The sequence below is a fragment of the Vibrio sp. VGrn 2 genome (assembly GCF_009361695.1).
In the GTDB taxonomy this organism is placed as follows: Bacteria; Pseudomonadota; Gammaproteobacteria; order Enterobacterales; family Vibrionaceae; genus Vibrio; species Vibrio diabolicus.
Genome location: NZ_RBWD01000001.1, coordinates 403,484 through 424,264 on the forward strand (window position 1 = coordinate 403,484; position 20,781 = coordinate 424,264).

Annotated in this window: 25 protein-coding genes; 10 read left to right on the forward strand and 15 right to left on the reverse strand. The window is 45.2% G+C overall.

The genetic code is table 11. The features are described from left to right. Positions 1–219 precede the first annotated feature (219 nt). Both purN and purM read right to left on the reverse strand, forming a co-directional pair. Positions 220–876, reverse strand: coding sequence for a phosphoribosylglycinamide formyltransferase (gene purN, locus D8S93_RS01935; protein ID WP_152811782.1), 657 nt, complete (start codon positions 874–876; stop codon positions 220–222). Positions 877–1,027: 151 nt separating this feature from the next. Beyond that, positions 1,028–2,068 carry a phosphoribosylformylglycinamidine cyclo-ligase gene (gene purM, locus D8S93_RS01940; RefSeq protein WP_048625871.1) on the reverse strand — a complete coding sequence of 347 codons (1,041 nt, stop codon included), beginning with the start codon at positions 2,066–2,068 and terminating at the stop codon, positions 1,028–1,030. Between the two features lie 179 nt (positions 2,069–2,247). Between purM and upp the strand changes: the two genes are divergently transcribed. After that, positions 2,248–2,874, forward strand: coding sequence for a uracil phosphoribosyltransferase (upp, locus tag D8S93_RS01945; protein WP_041852906.1), 627 nt, complete (start codon positions 2,248–2,250; stop codon positions 2,872–2,874). Between the two features lie 120 nt (positions 2,875–2,994). Here upp and D8S93_RS01950 read toward each other — a convergent pair whose 3' ends face one another. After that, on the reverse strand, positions 2,995–4,248 hold the full coding sequence (locus tag D8S93_RS01950; RefSeq protein WP_047008859.1) for a uracil-xanthine permease family protein: 1,254 nt from the start codon (positions 4,246–4,248) through the stop codon (positions 2,995–2,997). Between the two features lie 365 nt (positions 4,249–4,613). Between D8S93_RS01950 and D8S93_RS01955 the strand changes: the two genes are divergently transcribed. Then, entirely contained in the window at positions 4,614–5,822 is a 1,209-nt protein-coding gene (locus D8S93_RS01955) for a DUF2066 domain-containing protein (RefSeq protein WP_152811784.1), read from the forward strand. A gap of 140 nt (positions 5,823–5,962) precedes the next feature. Here the strand turns inward: D8S93_RS01955 and D8S93_RS01960 are convergent, their stop codons facing one another. The 4 genes from D8S93_RS01960 to D8S93_RS01970 are packed head-to-tail and all read right to left on the reverse strand — an operon-like array spanning position 5,963 to position 8,814. Then, positions 5,963–6,403, reverse strand: coding sequence for a DUF2069 domain-containing protein (locus tag D8S93_RS01960; protein WP_012841511.1), 441 nt, complete (start codon positions 6,401–6,403; stop codon positions 5,963–5,965). 22 nt (positions 6,404–6,425) lie between these two features. Continuing rightward, positions 6,426–6,995 (reverse strand): NAD(P)H:quinone oxidoreductase, encoded by a 570-nt coding sequence (gene wrbA / locus D8S93_RS24795; protein ID WP_012841512.1) that lies wholly within the window; start codon positions 6,993–6,995, stop codon positions 6,426–6,428. After that, a complete protein-coding gene (gene arsC / locus D8S93_RS24800) occupies positions 6,996–7,346 on the reverse strand; it encodes an arsenate reductase (glutaredoxin) (RefSeq protein ID WP_005380410.1) in 351 nt (116 codons plus the stop codon). It abuts the gene before it with no gap. Between the two features lie 16 nt (positions 7,347–7,362). Then, positions 7,363–8,814, reverse strand: coding sequence for a tetratricopeptide repeat protein (locus tag D8S93_RS01970; protein WP_046875521.1), 1,452 nt, complete (start codon positions 8,812–8,814; stop codon positions 7,363–7,365). Between the two features lie 257 nt (positions 8,815–9,071). Here D8S93_RS01970 and D8S93_RS01975 point away from each other — a divergent pair, with 257 nt between their 5' ends. Both D8S93_RS01975 and D8S93_RS01980 read left to right on the forward strand, forming a co-directional pair. Next, complete coding sequence (locus tag D8S93_RS01975) at positions 9,072–9,308, forward strand: sulfurtransferase TusA family protein (protein WP_046875522.1); 237 nt, start codon at positions 9,072–9,074, stop codon at positions 9,306–9,308. Position 9,309: 1 nt separating this feature from the next. Continuing rightward, positions 9,310–10,383 (forward strand): AI-2E family transporter, encoded by a 1,074-nt coding sequence (locus D8S93_RS01980; protein ID WP_006741685.1) that lies wholly within the window; start codon positions 9,310–9,312, stop codon positions 10,381–10,383. 76 nt (positions 10,384–10,459) lie between these two features. Here the strand turns inward: D8S93_RS01980 and bcp are convergent, their stop codons facing one another. After that, complete coding sequence (gene bcp, locus D8S93_RS01985; RefSeq protein ID WP_152811786.1) at positions 10,460–10,930, reverse strand: thioredoxin-dependent thiol peroxidase; 471 nt, start codon at positions 10,928–10,930, stop codon at positions 10,460–10,462. Between the two features lie 16 nt (positions 10,931–10,946). Next, the gene (locus D8S93_RS01990) at positions 10,947–11,489 is read right to left on the reverse strand and encodes a glycine cleavage system protein R (RefSeq protein ID WP_012841515.1); all 543 of its coding nucleotides are present in this window, start codon (positions 11,487–11,489) and stop codon (positions 10,947–10,949) included. Positions 11,490–11,966: 477 nt separating this feature from the next. Between D8S93_RS01990 and dapA the strand changes: the two genes are divergently transcribed. Together dapA and bamC are read left to right on the forward strand one after the other, a co-directional pair. After that, positions 11,967–12,845 (forward strand): 4-hydroxy-tetrahydrodipicolinate synthase, encoded by an 879-nt coding sequence (gene dapA / locus D8S93_RS01995; protein ID WP_012841516.1) that lies wholly within the window; start codon positions 11,967–11,969, stop codon positions 12,843–12,845. Positions 12,846–12,925: 80 nt separating this feature from the next. After that, positions 12,926–13,945, forward strand: coding sequence for an outer membrane protein assembly factor BamC (gene bamC / locus D8S93_RS02000; RefSeq protein ID WP_006741687.1), 1,020 nt, complete (start codon positions 12,926–12,928; stop codon positions 13,943–13,945). Between the two features lie 106 nt (positions 13,946–14,051). On the opposite strand, the gene D8S93_RS02005 is transcribed toward bamC, so the two are convergent. The 4 genes from D8S93_RS02005 to D8S93_RS02020 are packed head-to-tail and all read right to left on the reverse strand — an operon-like array spanning position 14,052 to position 16,470. Further along, on the reverse strand, positions 14,052–14,255 hold the full coding sequence (locus tag D8S93_RS02005; protein ID WP_012841517.1) for a DUF2897 family protein: 204 nt from the start codon (positions 14,253–14,255) through the stop codon (positions 14,052–14,054). After that, complete coding sequence (locus tag D8S93_RS02010) at positions 14,252–14,950, reverse strand: M15 family metallopeptidase (RefSeq protein WP_048625865.1); 699 nt, start codon at positions 14,948–14,950, stop codon at positions 14,252–14,254. Before D8S93_RS02010 ends, D8S93_RS02005 begins: the two co-directional genes overlap by 4 nt. A gap of 14 nt (positions 14,951–14,964) precedes the next feature. Then, on the reverse strand, positions 14,965–16,101 hold the full coding sequence (gene dapE / locus D8S93_RS02015; RefSeq protein WP_152811788.1) for a succinyl-diaminopimelate desuccinylase: 1,137 nt from the start codon (positions 16,099–16,101) through the stop codon (positions 14,965–14,967). A gap of 18 nt (positions 16,102–16,119) precedes the next feature. After that, positions 16,120–16,470, reverse strand: coding sequence for an ArsC family reductase (locus D8S93_RS02020; protein ID WP_048625863.1), 351 nt, complete (start codon positions 16,468–16,470; stop codon positions 16,120–16,122). 292 nt (positions 16,471–16,762) lie between these two features. On the opposite strand from D8S93_RS02020, the gene D8S93_RS02025 reads away from it, so the two are divergent. After that, complete coding sequence (locus tag D8S93_RS02025; RefSeq protein ID WP_005380433.1) at positions 16,763–17,050, forward strand: winged helix-turn-helix domain-containing protein; 288 nt, start codon at positions 16,763–16,765, stop codon at positions 17,048–17,050. Positions 17,051–17,084: 34 nt separating this feature from the next. On the opposite strand, the gene D8S93_RS02030 is transcribed toward D8S93_RS02025, so the two are convergent. Together D8S93_RS02030 and D8S93_RS02035 are read right to left on the reverse strand one after the other, a co-directional pair. Continuing rightward, complete coding sequence (locus tag D8S93_RS02030; protein WP_081441201.1) at positions 17,085–17,417, reverse strand: DUF4156 domain-containing protein; 333 nt, start codon at positions 17,415–17,417, stop codon at positions 17,085–17,087. A 3-nt stretch (positions 17,418–17,420) separates the two neighbouring features. Further along, positions 17,421–17,774 (reverse strand): DUF2956 domain-containing protein, encoded by a 354-nt coding sequence (locus D8S93_RS02035; RefSeq protein ID WP_139060392.1) that lies wholly within the window; start codon positions 17,772–17,774, stop codon positions 17,421–17,423. A 143-nt stretch (positions 17,775–17,917) separates the two neighbouring features. Here D8S93_RS02035 and D8S93_RS02040 point away from each other — a divergent pair, with 143 nt between their 5' ends. The 3 genes from D8S93_RS02040 to D8S93_RS02050 all read left to right on the forward strand — a co-directional run bounded on the left by D8S93_RS02040 (position 17,918) and on the right by D8S93_RS02050 (position 20,628). Beyond that, positions 17,918–18,403 (forward strand): DUF2919 domain-containing protein, encoded by a 486-nt coding sequence (locus tag D8S93_RS02040; RefSeq protein WP_012841521.1) that lies wholly within the window; start codon positions 17,918–17,920, stop codon positions 18,401–18,403. Between the two features lie 45 nt (positions 18,404–18,448). Then, positions 18,449–19,351 carry a Dyp-type peroxidase gene (locus D8S93_RS02045; protein WP_152811790.1) on the forward strand — a complete coding sequence of 301 codons (903 nt, stop codon included), beginning with the start codon at positions 18,449–18,451 and terminating at the stop codon, positions 19,349–19,351. 143 nt (positions 19,352–19,494) lie between these two features. Beyond that, entirely contained in the window at positions 19,495–20,628 is a 1,134-nt protein-coding gene (locus D8S93_RS02050; RefSeq protein ID WP_046875529.1) for a flagellin, read from the forward strand. The last annotated feature ends 153 nt before the right edge of the window (positions 20,629–20,781 follow it).

Below are 20,781 nucleotides of genomic sequence, written 5' to 3' on the forward strand. Positions count from 1 at the left end.
TCATAAAACACCACGTCATTCTGAACGGTGAGGAACGAACCAGATTCAGAATCTACTTTCCGAGTGTCGTGTTACTCAAGTGGTTATGGGATTTTTTAGAATGTTGGGTTTTAGGTTTCTAGTCTCACTACGGTTTTCTTGAATCAGTTTTATATGTTTCAAAATAACAAAAGGCAGCTCTCAGGCTGCTCTTTTGTGTTTGGAGTTTGGTATTCAGGACTACTCATCGGAGGCGTAGCCGTGTGTGCCAAGCTCTGCGCCATCTAAATAGGCTTTACCATCCTTCATGATCAAGCGCTCATCTACTAACCACTTCGCCACCATAGGGTATATTCGGTGTTCCTGAGCCTGAACACGCGCTGCAAGTACACTAGCATCATCGTCTTCGAACACAGGAACTTTTGCTTGCAGTATGACAGGGCCACCATCAAGCTCTTCCGTTACAAAGTGCACACTCGTACCATGTTCTTTGTCGCCAGCATCTATTGCTCTCTGGTGTGTGTGTAGCCCAGGATATTTTGGTAGAAGAGAAGGGTGGATATTGATCATCTTACCCATGTAATGAGAAACAAACTCGCTGCTCAGAATACGCATGTAGCCCGCCAGAATAATCACGTCTGGTTGGTATTCATCGATTTGACTCATTAGCTCTGCATCAAAGCTTTCACGCGAGTCGAATGCTTTAGGGTCGACAAAGTGACCGTCTACATCAAATTTTTTTGCACGTTCTAAACCAAAAGCATCTGCTTTGTTAGAGAACACGGCTGCCACTCGTGCGTTTGGCATGCTGTTTTCGCAAGCTTCCAAGATAGCTTGCAGGTTACTTCCGTTACCCGAGATGAGGACCACAATGTTTTTTAGGGTATGGTTTTTCATGATGTCGAGAGTGCCTTGGTATTGTAGGTTAGAGTTATGTAGCTTCTAAACTACCTACTAATAGAATGGTTTTTATTGTTCTAGATAGCAAAATGAGGACCTAGTCATCTAGTGTCCTCATTCTTTTTATCTTGTGAGCTCGATTTGCAAATTATTGGATTTCAACTTGCTCTTCATTCGCTTCAGCTTGCGCGATTTGACCAATCACCCATGCGTTTTCACCTTCTTCTTGAAGAAGAGCAACCGCGGCTTCCGCTTGGTCTTTAGGTAGTGCGACGATTAGACCCACACCACAGTTGAATGTACGGTACATTTCGTGTGTGTCGACGTTGCCTTTCTCTTGTAGCCACTTGAAGATCACTGGCCATTCCCAGCTGTTACCATCGATAACTGCTTTTGTGCCTTCAGGCAGCACACGTGGGATGTTTTCCCAGAAACCACCACCAGTGATATGAGAAATCGCATGGATGTCGTGTTTCTCAATCATCTTAAGTGCTGATTTGATGTAAATCTTAGTTGGTTCTAGTAGGTGCTCACCGATAGTGCGACCTGCTAGTTCTTCGTTCTTATCTGCACCTGATACTTCTAGGATTTTACGGATAAGGGAGTAACCGTTTGAGTGTGGGCCGCTTGAGCCAACAGCGATAAGTGCATCACCAGCAGCGACTTTCGTGCCGTCAATCACGTCTTCTTTTTCTACTACGCCAACACAGAAACCAGCTACGTCGTAGTCTTCGCCTTCATACATGCCAGGCATCTCGGCAGTTTCGCCACCAATTAGGGCGCAACCTGCTTGAATACAGCCTTCCGCGATACCTGAAACAACATCCGCTGCGGTATCAACGTCTAGCTTGCCTGTTGCGTAATAATCTAGGAAGAACAGTGGCTCTGCGCCTTGCACGATAAGATCATTTACACACATCGCAACAAGGTCGATGCCGATAGTGTCGTGCTTGTTCATATCCAGTGCTAGGCGAAGCTTAGTACCTACGCCATCAGTACCAGAAACCAGTACAGGTTGTTTGTATTTGGTTGGCAATTCGCATAGCGCGCCAAAACCACCGATACCACCCATAACTTCAGGGCGACGAGTACGTTTTACCGCACCCTTAATACGATCCACAAGCGCGTTGCCTGCATCAATATCTACACCAGCGTCTTTATAGCTAAGAGAAGAGTTGTTACCACTCACAGGGAAGTCCTCGGTATTAAGTTGGATATGAAAACGGCGCTATTCTAACAGTGCTTAAACATAGATAGCAAACGTTTGCGTCTGTTTTTTTCTTTAGTGATTTATCCTGATATCCCTGTAAAAATCATGTATAATCTGAAGGTTTGTTTAAATATTGCCAACTATAGCCGGAGATGGACATGAAAGTTGTTGAAGTAAAGCACCCTCTAGTAAAACATAAAATTGGTCTAATGAGAGAAGGTGACATCAGCACAAAACGTTTTCGTGAGTTAGCGACTGAGGTCGGTAGCCTACTTACTTACGAAGCAACGTCAGACTTTGAAACAGAAAAAGTGACCATTGATGGTTGGAACGGTCCGGTAGAAGTAGACCAAATTAAAGGTAAAAAAGTAACCGTAGTACCAATCCTACGTGCAGGTCTAGGCATGATGGACGGTGTTCTTGAGCACATGCCAAGCGCACGTATCAGTGTTGTTGGTATTTACCGTGATGAAGAAACACTTGAGCCAGTTCCTTACTTCAACAAGCTTGCTTCTAACATCGATGAGCGTATTGCGCTTGTTGTTGACCCAATGCTTGCAACGGGTGGTTCTATGATTGCTACGATTGATCTTCTAAAAGAGAAAGGTTGTAACCAAATCAAAGTGTTAGTACTTGTTGCTGCACCAGAAGGTATTGAAGCGCTAGAAAAAGCACACCCAGATGTGGAGCTATACACTGCGGCAATCGATGAGAAGCTAAATGACAAAGGCTACATCGTACCGGGTCTAGGTGATGCAGGTGATAAGATCTTCGGTACTAAGTAATTCTTTAATGTATTACTACGACTGAACAGAAAAAACAAAGGCTTGGTGAAAACCAAGCCTTTTTTATATCTATAATACGAGAAGAATAAAATGCGCCCTCAGTAAAGCAGCGCAGACGCACTATTTCGCGTTCTCTTCTTCCATTTGTGCGTTATCTACAACGTGGTTTTCACCTAAATCGTTTGGTAGCACAAGGTTAAGAATAATTGCCACGATACCGCATAGGCTCACACCTTGTAGGCTGAACTCGCCAATACCGAAAGCCATACCGCCAATACCAAATACAAGTGTTACGGCAACGATCACTAGGTTACGAGACTTATGTAAATCAACGTTATTCTTGATCAGTGTATTAAGGCCTACCGTGGCGATAGAGCCGAACAGCAGAATCATGATACCGCCCATGACAGGTACTGGAATCGTTTGAAGAACCGCGCCTAGCTTACCTACCAATGCAAGTACGATTGCAGTGATCGCAGCCCAAGTCATGATCACAGGGTTAAATGCTTTGGTTAGCATTACCGCTCCTGTAACTTCACTGTAAGTGGTGTTTGGTGGAGCACCCACCATCGAGGCTGCGATAGTTGCCACCCCGTCACCTGCGATTGTGCGATGAAGGCCAGGTTTTTTCAGGTAGTTTTTACCTGTAACGTTTGAGATAGCAAGCATGTCACCTACGTGCTCTACCGCAGGTGCGATAGCGACAGGAATCATGAACAAGATTGCGTTTATGTTGAACTCTGGCGCGGTGAAGTTTGGCATAGCTAGCCAAGCCGCTTGTGTTACAGGAGTGAAATCAACCACCCCGTAGAATAGAGAAACAGAGTAACCAGCAAGAATACCACCAACAATAGGAACGAGCTTCAAGAAGCCTTTTGCAAACACGCTTAGTACAATGGTTGTGAGCAGTGAGACCGCCGAGATGATGATCGCAGCATCACCATTAACAAGCTGTGCAGCACCATCACCGGTTTTACCTACCGCCATGTTCACTGCTGTTGGAGCAAGGCCAAGACCAATCACCATGATCACAGGACCAACGACAACAGGCGGGAGAATTTTATGGATAAATCCAACACCACGCACTTTGATCATCGCCCCTAGAGCCACATAAACCAGGCCCGCTGCCATTAAGCCGCCCATCGTTGCGCCGATACCCCAAGTTTGGATACCGAACATAATAGGAGCAATAAACGCAAAAGAAGAGGCAAGGAAGATGGGAACAGAACGTTTAGTCATTAATTGGAAGAGGAGAGTACCGACACCGGCACCAAAGAGGGCGACATTTGGATCAAGGCCAGTTAGCAGCGGCACAAGCACCAAAGCACCAAAAGCGACAAAGAGCATTTGAGCGCCTTGTAACGCGTTTTTCATAATAATTCCCTATTTTCAAGATACGCAGACAAATCCGGCGAATACTATCATCCTGCAATCGTTTGCAACGTTGCATGGATCAAACTTTCGATTGAATCTTTCCCATAAATAGCATTTTTGAGAGTTAGTTGCTTGCAAATTGGTCTCTTTTACGAGTCTTGCGTGACGAAGAAAAATGAACTGTCTAACTCGTTGAGATAGCTGGATAAGCAATGAGTTTATTATGAAAAACAACATTAGAGTGCTCGTTGAGACCCGAGTTAACAAAGCTGGTCATAATACAGACAATTTACTCAGTACTTACCTTGCTCAAGATTTGATAGTTGCTTATTATTCGGGTTCTTGTTCAGAGGATTATAAAAACTATGCGCTATTTAGCTCTCTTACTGATAGGTTGGTTGTCCCTACCAGTATATGCATTAACTCAGGTGGATATCTATCGTGCCGAAGTGGTTATCGACAGTGAGCAGAACGACGGTGAGTCTCTGGCTCGTCAACAAGGTATGCAGGATGTGATTGTTCGAGCGACCGGTTCTCAATCCTCTTTAAGCAATCCAGTGATTAAAAAGGCACTTGGTTCAAGTGCGCGTTACATTTCCCAACTGAGTTATGGGCAGGTTGATGGAAAAGCGAGCTTAAAAATGTTGTTTAACAGCGACCAAATCAGCTCGCTTTTAACACAAGCACAATTGCCATCTTGGTCGCCAAATCGCGCCAATATTTTGGTTTGGATGGTGGAAGAGCAGGGCTACGATCGTAATATTGCTTGGGAGCATTCCGACTCTTCAAACGTTGTAGCACTTCGCAGTGCTGCGAAATCGAGAGGCTTGCCGATCACGATCCCGGTTGGTGATTTTGATGATGTAACTGGTGTGAATGTTTCTGATCTTTGGGGCGGCTTTATTGAGCCTATTGGCCAAGCCAGCCAGCGATACCCAGCGGATGCTGTTTTAGTTGTGCGCGCTCAAGGTGAACAAATTCGCTGGACGTTATACGATCAATCACCAATGAGAATTGTTGAAGCACAGCGCTCTCCGCGTAACGGTTCCGCATCAGGCGCCAATGCCATTGCTGAGATGGTTGATGGCATCGCTGACTACTACGCGAGTAAGAGCGCAGTGGTAGTATCTGGAAAATCTTCAAAAGCGTTGGCGGTGAAAGTCCTTAATGTAACGTCTGCCACGGACTTCTTCCGTTTAGAGAATGCGTTAAAACAACTTAATTCGGTTGCGGGTACGGAAATTAAGCGTGTCCAAGGTGATGAGCTGACGCTCAACATCCATCTTTTGGCATCTCAACAAGCTTTTGAGAAAGAAGCTTCTTCTATTTCTCAATTAATGGTTTTTGAAGATCCTTTAGGTGAAGTTGATGCCCCAGCTTTAACTCAAGAAGCAGAGCCAATTGCTCCGATGAATGAAGCGAAAGATACAGCTATGGTAGAAAAAGTGCAGTCTGAAGTGCATGCGGATATCGCAGCGGAAGCAAAGGACGAAACGCAACCAATTCAGCCGATGATTGTGAAGCCTGTCCGAGAACAGTATGACTTGATCTACGAGTGGCGCTCGGCATCGTAATCGCATTGATAGCTTTCCAGGCGTAAAGCGCAAGGATCAAACACCAATGTGGTAAGCGTAAAAAAGAGTCGCAATAGCGACTCTTTTTGTTTTCTAAATTCGTATTCGAACCAATGCTCAGTGATTGATTGCGATTGGCGTTATTTATTGAATTTCGCTTTTTCTTCTTTTTCTACTTGAGAGAGGCGCTTCAACTTAAGACCTAGCTCTTTGCCTCTCGCTCTAGCAAACAAAATATTGCCAGCGAAACCGAGTGAAGTCAGGAGCAACTCTACTGCCGCAAGCCAACGTTCTCCGCCATCCACATAAAGAATGGTCAGCGCATGCAAGAAATACAGCATAAGAACAAAGTTAGCCCAAGCATGAGTGTAAGGCTTGCCGGCCAAAATACCAGGCAACGGAAGTAATAGCGGAATACACCAAGCAATAGCAAGTGTTGTGCTGCTGAGGTGAGGGTGAGGGGACAACGCAAGCTGCCAAATAGCGACCCAGGCCAATAAGGCTAAGTTGCCAAATAAAGCCAGGTAACGATAGGTTTTAGCCTGTGTACCGAGTGGTGTTTGGTCTAAAGAGTCAGACATCGATTAACTATCCTTGATTTTACTAACAGACTTTTAGTTTTAACGCTGCAGTTGCCAGCCTTTTGCCTAATTGTTGTGCCAGACGAATCTCTTCACTGCTGAGGGTTGCCTCATGGCCTACACTGCTGGCGCCATACGGAGTGCCTCCGGACTGCGTAGTGTGTAGCTCTGGTTCGGCATAAGGAATGCCCAAAACCATCATCCCGTGATGCAACAAAGGGGTCATCATGCTTTGTAACGTTGTTTCTTGACCGCCATGCATCGAAGAGGAAGAGGTAAAGACACAAGCTGGCTTATCGATTAAGTCACCACTGACCCATAAAGATGTAGTCTGATCCCAGAAGTGCTTTAAAGGCGCAGCCATGTTGCCAAACCAGACGGGACTGCCAAACGCTAGACCGTCGCACGTTTTCAGTTCCTCTAGAGTAACAATTGGATCAGAAGGGGAGTGTGAGTGAGGTGACAATTCTTCAACTGTACGCAAAATTGCTTGGCATTGAGGAGTCGATTCGACTCCTCTTGCTATCTGTCTTGCCAGTTGTTTTGTCGAGCCGTGACGGCTGAAATACAAAATAAGGATCTGGCAATCCATTTATAGAATATCCAACACTTGCTCTGGTGGTCGACCAATTTTCGCTTTGCCGTTGGCAACTACCACCGGACGCTCAAATAATTTTGGATTTTTCGCCATTGCTTCGAACAATTGCTCATCGCTAACAGAGTCTTCGCCTAGGCCAAGTTCTTTGTATTCGCTTTCTTTGGTGCGCATCATTTCACGTACAGATGAAAAGCCAAGTTGTGCGTACAGCGCTTTTAGCTCATCTACGTTAAGTGGTGTGTCTAGGTATTTGACGACTTCCGGTGTAACACCATTTTGCTCAAGCAGTTCAAGTGTTTGACGGCTCTTTGAGCAACGAGGGTTGTGATAAATCACGACTGACATGGTTTTCTCCATTTCGTTATTGTAATGCCATGAATCGATCTCTTTGGATCATAAGTTGGTCAATACGGGCATCGTATCGAGCTTGCTCTAAGCTGCCCAACTTGGCCATTTTACTTGCTTCACTATAATATTGAATCGCTTTATTCCAGTTTGCTCGCAACGCCAAAATTTCCGCTCGCGCAGCCAACTCTTCATCACTACGTCCTAGCGCGTGGTAGCTCTTCGATATTAGGTGCCAGCCATTTGTATCTTCAGGATAATCATGAGTGTATCTTTGAAGAACTCGCGTGGCTTGATCGTTTTTATTGTCCTCAAGTAGCGCATTGGCATAGTTAATGGTCAATACTTTATTTTGAGGGTTCCGAGATAACGCTTTACGGAGCATATCGGTTGCTTTTTCTGGCTGCTTCTTCTCGATATATAAATCCGTCATAGCATCCAGGTAGAACGGGTTACTTGGGTCCTGCTCCAGCAACTTTTTCAAAATAGGTTCCGCTTGAGACAAGCGTTTGCTGTCTAAATGTACGAGTGCTCGCCCATAGTCAAAAGCAGGTGTGATGTCCGCAGAGGCTTTCTTTTGAGTTCGCTCAAACCAGCCCAAAGCAGCTTGTCCATCAATGCCAGCGTAACGAGCCACAATGCGCGCACGCGCTAGGTGATAGTCTATCGAAGGCACAACTCGCATTGGTGGATAGGTCCTTGCTCGTGCACGGCTATCAGTAATTCGATCTTCAGGTAGTGGGTGAGTCAGTAGCATTGGCGGCGGTTTACTCGCATAACGATATTCATCTGCAAGACGGCCAAAAAAACGTGGCATTGCTTGAACATCAAAACCAGCTTTTGCCAGTGTTGAAATACCAAAGCGATCCGCTTCTTTTTCATTCGCGCGAGTGTAGTTGATTTGGCTTTGCATGTTACCTGCGGTTGCCGCCGTAATTGCAGCCATCCCCGCTTCTGGTGAGGCAATCGAAAGCAGTAATGCGCCAGCGAGTGCAGCTAATGTGGCCGGAGAGCGACGTGCTTGCTCTTCCATGCTGCGCGCAAGGTGGCGTTGTGTGACGTGCGCAATCTCGTGAGCAACAACAGAGGCTAACTCGCTTTCTGAACGTGCATGAAGAAACAACCCAGAGTGCAACGCTACGTAACCACCAAAAAACGCGAACGCGTTAATATTGCGGTCGCGAATCATAAAGAAGTGAAACGGCGTTTTTACATCGTTCGCATTTGCTACTAATCTGTGCCCGAGAGCGTCAATATACTCATTGATAACAGGATCATTAACGATAGGTTTACTGGCTCTGAGCATACGCATATAGGCGTCGCCGTAAATCAACTCTTGGTCTATTGAGAGCGTGCCACCAGCAGCCGTGCCAATGTCTGGCAAGTCAATGCTATTGGCATAAGTTGTCGGCGAACTGATTGCAGCAGCAAGACATAAGCAAACTAGCGAGCGAGTGCGTTTTAACATACGTTTAAAAGGTTCTCCAAAATACATAAGCATGTGGTTAGAGGCTGAGAACCTCTCAACAGCGCCACATGCGTTTTGGTTATCCGCGAGGATATAAGCTAGCAATAAGACCGGAAATAAATGAATTGGTTTCGTAAATTATTTTATATCCGAGTCATTTCAGCATGTGGTTAAATCATGTCAGAAGTGCTAGCACCAGCTCAAAAAGCCGTTACAATACAACCCTATCATAAGTGCAGAGCAATACAATGGAATCCATGTTACTTGATTTGCGTGAACAACGTTGCCCTATGGCACTGTTACTTGCAAAGCGTCACGCTGCTGAAGTCTTTCAAGGAGAAACGCAGCAGTATCATCAACTTGTTATTCAAGTGGTGGATAACAGCTCTAAACGAGACATTGTGAACTATCTCAGTGCCCAAGGGTACTCAGTTGATTGCCAATCTACATCAGAGCACTACACATTGACTGTATTCAATAAGGAATCCGCATAAGATGTTTGAAATGGTTAGTCGTTGGTATAAACGACGTTTCTCAGACCCTCATGCAGTAAGTCTCGTCGCGATCTTGCTGTTTGGTTTTATCACCATTTACTTCTTTGGGCATTTGATTGCGCCATTGCTTGTCGCGATCGTTTTGGCTTATTTACTTGAATGGCCAGTCGTAAAAATGTGTCGCATGGGCGTGCCGCGCACTTTGTCGGTCATCATCGTGATCTTAATGTTCGTCGGATTGATGTTGATCGCTTTGTTTGGTTTGGTTCCGACGATTTGGACTCAGGTCGGTAATCTAATTAACGATATTCCAAACATGTACAACGGGTTACAAAAGTTTATTGTCACGCTACCAGAACGTCATCCTGAGTTAGCAAACTTAGAAATTGTAGAAACCGTGGTGACAAATGCCAAAAACCAAGCGTTGGGACTTGGTGAGAGTGTAGTAAAAGGCTCACTTGCGTCATTAGTCAGTATTGCGACGCTAGCGGTATACCTGATTTTAGTGCCACTACTTATCTTCTTCTTACTGAAAGACAAAGAAGAGATGCTAAGAATCGCGAGTGGTGTTTTGCCGAAAAACCGTAAACTCGCGAATAAAGTTTGGCATGAAATGAACGAGCAGATCTCTAATTACATTCGCGGTAAAGTGCTCGAGATTTTAATCGTGGGTGGCGTGAGCTACGTGACTTTTGCCATTTTAGATCTTCGCTATTCGGCGCTGCTTGCCGTAGCTGTCGGTCTATCTGTGTTAATTCCTTATATCGGCGCGGCAGCTGTAACTGTGCCTGTCGCCATCGTTGGTCTGTTCCAATGGGGTCTTGCGCCTCCGTTTTATTGGTTGCTGCTTGCTTACGGTATTATCCAAGCGCTGGATGGTAATGTGTTGGTTCCTGTTCTGTTTTCCGAGGCGGTAAATCTACACCCAGTTGCCATCATTGTGGCAGTGTTAGTCTTCGGTGGCTTGTGGGGTTTTTGGGGCGTATTCTTCGCCATTCCGTTGGCGACACTAGTTAAAGCCGTATGGCATGCCTTACCAAGTACGGAAGAAAACGAACCAGTCGAACAAGAGTAGGCGTTACCAAAGTACAATGCTCAAAAGAAAGCCCAGCAGTTTGCTGGGCTTTTTGTTATTTGAGAACGGATCGCGCTTATGCGTTTTCGTTCAGGTAATTTAATACGACTTCGTGGTGATCTTTGGTTTTGAACTTGTTGAACACGTGTTCAATTACGCCTTCTTCATTGATCAGGAAGCTAATGCGGTGAAGACCATCGTATACTTTACCCATGAATTTCTTTTCGCCCCAAACGCCAAATTGGTCTGCAATGGCATGATCTTCGTCAGAAAGTAGGGTGAAGTTTAAATCATCACGCTCGATGAATTTGCCTAGGCGTTTTACAGGGTCGATGCTTACGCCAAGTACCACCACGTTGTGTGCATCGAGTTCAGCTTTGATGTCACGAAGACCTTTTGCTTGTGTAGTACAACCCGGAGTCATCGCCTTAGGGTAAAAATAGAAAAGTACTTTCTTGCCTTTAAAGTCTTCAAGAGAAACGGTATTTCCGTCTTGGTCGAGCAAAGAGAAGGCTGGCGCTGGCGAGCCTGCTGTCAGCGTATTCATGGTGATTTCCTTTACTTTATAGTGTGTTTTTAATGAAATTCAGAGAACCTTGTACGTTGAGCGACTGACAAAGTTCATCGAAATCTTCTTGTAATTGCATTAAGTTACAATCCGCACTTACTGATGCGGTAATCGCAATGTGGAATTGGTCGGCATCAAGTTGAATTTTCGACTTACTGATAGTTTGGGCGCTAAGAGAGTCCAAACCAATCTGTTGATCCGCGAAGAACTTAGTAAACTTTTCAGTCAGACCTGGGCGGTCTTCAGACTCAATAAACACTTCCATTGTGTAGCTGTTGTCGAGCAATTCGTGCGCCGACGTACGCTTCATAATCGTAATCAGATCATGCTCTTGGCCAAGTAGGGGCAATTGCGTTTCTACTCGAGTCACACTGCTGGCGTTCCCAGTTAGGAGCATGATTAGCGTAAATTCACTTCCAAAGATAGCGATACGGCTATCGACTATGTTACAACCGGCTTGAGTAACGAGGTGTACGACTTGGTTACAAATGCCTGGACGGTCCGTTCCAACTGCTGTAAGTACCAGATGTTGCTTCATAAATGAGCTTCTTGTCCTTTCTTCAATAGAGAGATGTTAGCACAGATATTGCGGAGAAATATCGAGTCAGTTCTTTTTTTAGTTTACAAAAAAGCAGGTTGGCTCTCGAGGTGAACGATCGAAGGCAAGCAGTAAACGAGGGAGTTGAGGGAATAAAACGTTTGCATGATGTGCTTGCGTGTTGTTTGGTCTTTTTATTCACTCAGGTCTGACTTAGTGAGCACGACCCAAGAGTATATTTTCCTGGCTTGTGCACTTCAGTATTTTCCAAATCACTGATAGATTCTAAAGTCACTCGAAAGCCCAATACGATTATCAATATTGCCGCTAATCAAACCAAATAGAGCAATTAAGTTGCTAGACCTCTAACAACTGATAATTATTCATTCATTTGTACTTTGTAAGCGAGTTTACGCTCTTGTGTTTTTCAATCGCATTACAGTACCATGCAGAAAGAGTTAAATGAGGGAGATAAACATGTTTTCAGGAAGTATCGTAGCGCTGATTACGCCATTCAAAGCAGATGGCGAAGTAGACTTTGACAGTCTGCAAAAGCTAGTAGAGTACCACGTTGAAGCGGGTACAGACGGTATTGTGGCAGTAGGCACAACAGGTGAGTCAGCGACACTGACCATTGAAGAGCATGTAAAGGTCGTTAATAAAACTGTTGAGTTTGCCGACGGTCGCATCCCTGTGATTGCTGGCACGGGTGCAAATGCAACCCACGAGGCAGTAACATTTAGCAAATTACTGGCTGATTCTGGTATTGCTGGCTTCCTGAGTGTGACACCGTATTACAACAAACCAACTCAAGAAGGTTTGTTCTTGCACTACAAGGCAATTGCTGAAGCGAGTGATGTGCCTCTAATTTTATACAACGTACCAGGCCGTACTGCTGTTGATATGCAGCCAGAAACAGTGGCACGCTTGTCAAAGCTTGATAATATCGTGGCTTTAAAAGATGCAACGGGCGATTTGGACCGAATTGCAATTCACCGTGAACTTTGTGGCGAAGATTTTATCTTACTAAGTGGCGATGATGCGACGGGTCTCGATTTTGTGAAACTTGGCGGCAATGGTGTTATCTCGGTAACAAACAATATTGCAGCTAAAGACATGGCAGACATGTTCCATTTGGCAAGTGAAGGTAAGTATGAAGAAGCAGAAGCGATTAACCAACGCTTGATGACTCTACACAAAAACCTTTTCATTGAAGCAAGCCCTATCCCAGTAAAATGGGCAGCGCAAAAGCTTGGTTTGATTGAAGAAGGTGGTTTGCGTCTTCCTTTAACCACACTTTCTGAAAAATCGCAGCCGATCGTTGAACAGGCGTTAACCGACGCCGGTATTTATTAAAATTGAGCTATTAAGATTGAGTTACTAGGATTGAAGTTCATACTGGGGGCCAAAGCGCCCTCGGTGTTTTAGGAGTATAGATGAAGCTTTCAAGCCAGTTAGTGTTAAGTTCATTAGCTGTATTCGTATTGACTGCCTGTTCAGGTGGTGCCAATCAACGTCGTCAAGCAAAAGATGACTTCGAGTATTTGAACTCCCCCAATTTGGGTGAGTGGAATGTCCCACAAGGCGCACAGCCACAGTTTTACCCGAACTATGAGATCCCTCAGGGTAACTACGCTGGTGGTGTAGGTAAAGATGTCGACATTCGTCCACCTCAACAAGTCCTAGAGCTTATTCCTGGTGCACGTCTGGACCGCAGTAGTGATGGTGAAGTGACACTTTGGCTACTTCGTAAAGATGAACTAGACAAGGTTTGGCAAACCGTACAAAACATGGTTGCGGCCAACGAGATTCCGGTTGAAAGCCAAACAGATTCTCGTATCGAGACGGGTTGGGTGACGTGGGATTCGCCAGACGAAGAGCTGGAAATTGGTAGCCGATATGAGATCGTACGTGCTGAAGCTAATGGTCGACACGGCTTTAAAGTGAGTCTTATTGACTGGCGTGAAGGCAATCAAGTGAAAGAAGTAACGGCGACCAACCGTGAGCGCTACAATGTGTTCATGACTAACTTGGTAACCGCTCGCTACGATCAAGAAGTACGTGAAGAAGCACAACGTAAAGCGCAAGAGTTGGTTAAACAGATCCCAATTACAATGGGTAAAGACCGCAGCGGGCTTCCTGTGATTGTCGCGCGTGCGCAATACAACATGCTTTGGCAACGTTTGCCTAATATTCTACCTAAGATGGGCTTTAAGATTGAAGAGCGTAGCCAGTCTCAGGGCACAATCACAGCGAAATATGCGTCTCCGGATGATGAATTCTGGAACGATATCGGCGTTAAACCAGTGGAGTTAGACGCTGGTAAGTACACATTCTTACTTGGTGATTTAGGCAACCGTACGTCTATCAATATTACGGATTCCTCTGGTAAGCCAGTAGAAGAAGAGTTTTTGAAATCACTAGCGCCTGTATTGGCTGCGACGGTGAAGCAGTAACCAAAGCGAACTTAACGCGATACGTTTACACAATAATTGAAAAGGGACCTAGTGGTCCCTTTTTTGATGCTTATATTCGGTGTGTCGAGATAAAGTAGGTGTTTAACTAACGAGGCTCGTCTTTGTTGCTCTCCTCGTCAGCGGAGCGCTGTTTATCCAACGTGTTCAGCTTATCTAAATCGTTCTTACGGCTTTTATCCATCTGACCAAACTTCATTTTTGCGGTGTATTTGAGTGCGGCAATGTTACCAATGACCACGCTCAACACTACAATGATAATGACCCAAGGGTTGGTGAGTATTTCTATCATAGAGCCTCCGGCGGCGTGATATTGTGAATAAATTTGGCAACGACGTTATCCAAATTATTCAGTATGACGTCAATCCCTGCAATGTTGTCGGTCTGATTTTGCTGAATCAACTGGCTTCTGAGTACATCAAGCGTCAACTGCTCGAGGCACTGTTGCCCGACAGTGCGGTGGCTAATGTGCCAAGGCTCAATCGAAACGCCACCTAAATCTTGCTGATAAGGGAAGAAGAAGCCGAATCGACCAAGGTTGGCTTTTAACCATTGGTAGAACGCTTGCTGGTGGCCTTCAATGTACTCCCAAGGTTCCAGCTTGAGTTTGGTGTCAGTAGGCAATAAATTGCGCGCATAGACATCAAAATCACAACCCCAATGATGACGACTTCCTCCAGGCAGTGCCGACCAGCGCAAAATGGCCATCAACTTCTCTTCGTCATTTAACTCTGCTTTGTTTAAAGGGCGGGAGTTGACGTCGAGAACTGGCAACTCACCAGAAAACTTCCCGTTCCAGATCGCTTTTTGGCGGTTGAAGTCACGAAAACCACTGGCGATTTCCATTTTAAAACCTGCTTCTGTTGCCGCTTTGATCATCTTTAGCAGATCGTCAGCCACTTCAGGATGGAGTAGAAACGCTTTTTGACCCACTAAAGTGGATTGCAGATGAGAATCTGTGGTGCCGGTGAGTTGCTCTGGTGTCATGGTGTTCTCGCTGATTACTTCGCTAACAGGTGTTTCAACGTGTTCTCGTACATGTCAGTCAACTTTTCTAGATCGTCCACTTTCACGCATTCGTTCACTTTATGAATCGTAGCGTTAACAGGGCCTAACTCTACGACTTGACCACCCATTCGAGCGATAAAGCGACCATCAGACGTACCGCCAGTTGTAAGTAGCGCTGGCTTCGTATCATTGACTTCGGCCACAGCAGCTACAACCGCGTCTAGCAGTGCGCCCGTATCGGTCAGGAATGGGTCGCCGTTGAATGTCCATTTTAGTTCGTAGTCCAGCTCATGCTTGTCTAGTGTTTCGGTAACACGCTGAACAATTGCGTCATTGTTAAGCTCAGTACTAAAACGTAGGTTGAACTGAACATGGAACTCGCCAGGAATGACGTTAGACGCACCAGTGCCAGCCGATACGTTCGGGATCTGGAAGCTGGTTGGTGGGAAATAATCATTTCCTTTGTCCCACTCTGTCGTCGCGAGTTCATGAATCGCGAGTAGAGACTCGTGCACTGGGTTATTGGCTAGATGAGGATAGGCCACGTGGCCTTGTGTTCCTTTTATCGTCAAATCGCCCGTAATAGAGCCGCGACGTCCATTTTTCACCACATCGCCAACTACTTCGGTACTGGATGGTTCACCGACGATACACATGTCGATATTTTCGCCACGTGCCATCAACGTTTCTACAACACGAACGGTACCATTGATAAATGGTCCTTCTTCATCCGACGTAATTAGAAAGCCGATTGAGCCTTTGTGGTCTGGGTTTTCTGCAATGAAGCGTTCGACAGCAACGACCATAGCAGCTAGCGACCCTTTCATGTCCGCTGCACCGCGACCGTGTAGGTAACCATCAATAATAGTTGGTTCAAACGGATGTGTATCCCAGTGCTCCAGTTTGCCAGCAGGTACCACATCGGTGTGGCCAGCGAACGCAAATAGTGGCGCTTCTGAACCACGGCGAGCCCAGAAGTTCGTGGTGTCTTCAAATACCATCACTTCAATTTCAAACCCGAGTGCTTTTAAGCGCTCGATCATCAAATCCTGACAACCTGCGTCTTCCGGCGTTACAGATTGTCTACTGATCAGATCTTTAGCAAGTGCCAATACTGGACTGTCTGTCATCCTTGAGTATTCCTTTATTTAAGAGTTGAAAATGGTAGCGTATTGATCAGCTTTAAAACCGATATGAAGTTGATCATTCACTTTTAAAATTGGGCGCTTGATCATCGCCGGATTTTCTACCAAAAGAGCGATCGCGTTTTCTTCGTTAAGCGTGTCTTTCTGTTCTTGTGTCAGTTGGCGGTAGGTCGTGCCACGTTTGTTGAGCACCTGTTCCCAACCTAAAGCGCGACAAAATTCGCTTACCATAGCTACATCAACGCCTTGCTTACGGTAGTCATGGAAGTCGTAAGTAATATCCTCAGCTTCTAACCATTTTTTGGCTTTTTTGATCGTATCGCAGTTGGGAATACCAAACATGGTAATCGACATAGTGTTTCCTTTTTTCTTTGTTCTATTTTTCACTGGCGCGGTTAAGACGCACTTAAGTGATTTGGGCTGCTATAGCATCCTATCAAGAAGCAATCAAACTGACAAAATGCGGTGGAAAATATTTTCAGATAGATTGAGATAACTGATGTTACGTAACTTATTTACGATGAATGCACTATAAATCGAATAAAAAATCGTCTAAATCAAATGGAAAAGTCGAGTTATTGATCAAACGCAACATCTCGCTGAGCAAAAACGAAATAATGAATCAGCACAATTTTAGGAGGTGTCAATGGAATTGAGTCCTGTTTTTGCAAGGCGGCTATATTTGGCCTTGTTGGTGGAAAACCTAGAAAGGCCGAATGTGCCAAAGTTGATCGAAAAAACGGGGTGGCCTCGTCGTACAATTCAAGATGTACTCAAGGCGTTACCTGGGATCGGCATTGAACTCATATTCGTTCAAGATGGCCGACGTCATAATGACGGCTATTATCAACTTTCAGATTGGGGGCCTTTTGATAGCCAATGGGTTCTAGAGCGGGAGAGAGATATCGCTAGCAGTCTTGGATTTCGTGCATAAGCCAGCAATTGCTGGCTTTTTTCATATTCAGGCGTCATCCATTGCAGCGGTAAGCGGAGCCCAGCACGCTAAATGAGGTGATAAAATCTTGTGGGGAGACCATAAAAACGGTATCCGCATCGATAGCCGCTGCATTGTTTTTTAAATCATTCATCGCGCCTTGCATCATCGCGTCATTAGTCATAAAAATGTAGTTATACCAATGACCCTCGCTTCCGGTGACTTCGCCTTTGTATTCGCATCGATCAGGGTTGAACTGAGCGTCAATGCGAATATGAACATCTTGGCTTTGAGCATGAGTAAGGTGAGAAGGCATCGTGCAACCAGAGAGAAGTACGACAAAAAGTCCAAGTAACAGGCGTCTCATCAGCTATTTCCCCAATACTATGTAAGCAGCAAAGCCAATCCAGCTCAGAGCGAGCAGTATCCAAGGCAGTTTGCTTGATGCATAGTTTGGCGCATCGTTGGTGATGTTGTCTTGTTCGATAGCTTCTTCATGCTGACGTTGCTTTTCACGTTGCTGTTTTTTCTTTGCTTTATCGGCTTGACGATTGCGCTCTTTTTGCTGCTTCTTATATTGAGCGATGCCTTTTTCGATACCTTGAGCGATCAGCTTGGTTTGCTCTTTGGTTTGCCCCGGTTTCTGTGTGGATTTGGCAATTCTCATCGCTTCGGCTTGAGTTTCTTGAGAAGGCGCTGGGGTAGCTGGAGTTCTTTTTTTCATGTTTCTCATCAACGTCATTGTAAATCTTTGTTTAGTTTACCTGTGTAAGATGATGAAATGAACTTTAGTTCTCATCTTTGCTGGCTTGCAACTCTGAAATGATAGGTTAAAGTGGCGTTTTATCACATTAAGAAGAAGATGTTGTGCGCTACTCGTTTGACCAATATGACGCCCATGGATTTTTAAAAGCGCCGATTATTTTATGGTTTGGATGGATGTTTCTTGTACGTTCATGGGTTGTGTTTGCGATGGCAGGCGTAAGTCGTGATAGTGGCAGTAAGCTACTCGCTATTGTTTATCCAGACTCAAGTACGCTGTATTTGGGTTTGGCTATGGGCATTCCAAGCCTGCTTCTCATGTGGTTGATGGGGCTCCGTCACCCCGATAGAGGATGGGTAAACAGAATTACTCGCTATGGTCGAGAGATCACTTTGATCTTGTGCGGTATCCAACTGGCTCAGACCATGTATCATGTGTATCTGGAACATGGTGTATTCAACTGGGCAAACGCCCTTACCATTACCTTATTAGCTTGGTTTATGATCTATCTTCTAAATGGAAGATGGGTAAAAGACTGTTTTCATGTGCCACAATTGGAGCGCAATGAAGAGCAGCCTTCGAAGAATTAAAAACAATAACTTCCCACACCGGGGCAAAGTATAGAGGAAACCTCAATGTCACAAGCTCAAACGGCGATCGTGCCAGAAGCAGGGCCATTTGCACTGTACACTCAACTTAAAGTGAACCAAAACCGTGAAAACGTATTGGATAAGCTGAAAGCACTACCAAAGTTAGTGGAAGAGTTAAATATTACCCAGCCAGGCGCGGCGCTGACCCTTTCTATCGCATTCACAAAATCGTTTTGGCAACACCTCAATGTAGACGCGCCAGAAGAGCTTATTGATTTTACTCAACTTGGCGAAGGGGACATCGCAGCGCCTGCAACGGATGTTGATGTGCTGATTCACTGTCACTCTACTCGTCACGACTTGCACTTTTATGTTCTGCGTAAGTTTCTAGAAGAGACGGCAGAAGATGTCACCATTGTGGACGAAACGTATGGGTACCGTTACCTTGATGCTCGTGATATGACAGACTTTATTGATGGGACAGAAAACCCGAAAGGGGAGGCTCGCGCTGATGTGGCTCTAGTAAAAGCGGGCCCATTTGCTGGAGGTAGTTATGTCATGGCTCAACGCTTCGAACATAACCTTGCCGCTTGGAATCGCTTGAATGTCAAAGCGCAAGAAAAAGTGATTGGTCGTACCAAACCAGATTCTATCGAGCTAGAAGACGTTCCTGCTGCATCACACGTTGGTCGCGTTGATATTAAAGAAGAAGGAAAAGGTCTCAAGATTGTTCGTCATAGCTTGCCATACGGGACGGTAACAGGGCCTCATGGCCTGCTGTTTATCTCTTACTGTAATACACTTCATAACATTAAAGTGATGCTAGAAAGTATGTACGGCGTGACAGATGGTAAAACAGACCAAATGCTTCGTTTCACAAAAGCGGTAACTGGTGCGTACTTCTTCGCTCCTTCACAAGAAATGCTCGCAGAGCTAGCCATCAAGTAAGTTCTCAGACTTTATTTCTTAAGCCCTCCAATTGGAGGGCTTTTGTTTTCTATTTCTATTCCAATCTCTTTTCAAAAAACACTAAACTTTTCTGTTACTTGGTCGATAAGTACTCAAAGCCTTAATTTTAGGACTCTTTATTCGTGGCGATCACCGTTAATACCAATGTTGCAGCACTTGTCGCACAACGTCATTTGACCAGTGCAACTGACATGCTGAACCAATCCATGGAGCGTTTGTCTTCAGGGAAGCGTATTAACAGCGCAAAAGATGACGCGGCAGGTCTGCAAATCTCCAACCGTCTGCAATCGCAAATGCGCGGTTTGGATGTCGCGGTACGTAACGCGAACGACGGCATTTCTATAATGCAAACCGCTGAAGGGGCGATGAATGAAGTGACTAACATCATGCAACGTATGCGTGATTTGTCGCTACAGTCAGCCAATGGTTCAAACAGCAAAGCGGAACGCACTGCACTGCAAGAAGAAGTGACGGCACTTAACGATGAGCTAAACCGCATTGCCGAAACGACCTCCTTTGGTGGGCGTAAACTGCTCAATGGCAGCTTTGGTAAGTCGGCATTTCAAATCGGTGCAGCGTCAGGTGAAGCTGTGCAAGTTGAATTAAAGTCGATGCGCAGTGATGGCATTGATATGGGCGGCTTTAGTTACATTGCAAACGGACGTGCAAGCTCTGATTGGAAAGTAAAAGACGGTGCGAATGATCTTAGTATGTCATTTACGAATCGTTTTGGTGAGACGGAAACCATTCAAATTAATGCCAAAGCTGGCGATGATATCGAAGAGCTTGCGACTTATATCAATGGTCAAACTGACAAAGTCACGGCATCGGTGAATGAAGAAGGTCAGTTACAGCTATTTATGGCTGGAGAAGAAACTTCAGGCACTTTATCGTTTTCAGGTGACTTAGCGAGTGAGCTGGGGTTACAGCTAAAAGGTTACGATGCGGTTGATAACATCGACATTACGTCTGTCGGTGGTGCGCAACAAGCCGTGGCCGTCCTAGATACTGCGATGAAGTACGTTGATAGCCATCGTGCTGAGTTAGGCGCGTATCAAAACCGCTTTAATCACGCGATCAATAATCTCGATAACATCCACGAAAATTTAGCCGCTTCCAACAGTCGTATCCAAGACACTGACTACGCGAAAGAAACCACGCAAATGGTGAAGCAGCAGATCTTGCAGCAGGTCAGTACTTCTATTCTTGCACAAGCAAAACAAGCGCCAAACCTAGCATTAACCTTACTTGGCTAATGATCGACCTCGCTCGAATTTAACGCAAAACCTGCCTGTATCGACAACTCGAAAAGAAGCTTTAGCGAAAATTTGACGTTTTTTTGCTTTTTTATCTGCTTCATCACGATTCCTTCTCCAAATGAACTTTTTCCAAAAAAATCCAAAAAATTC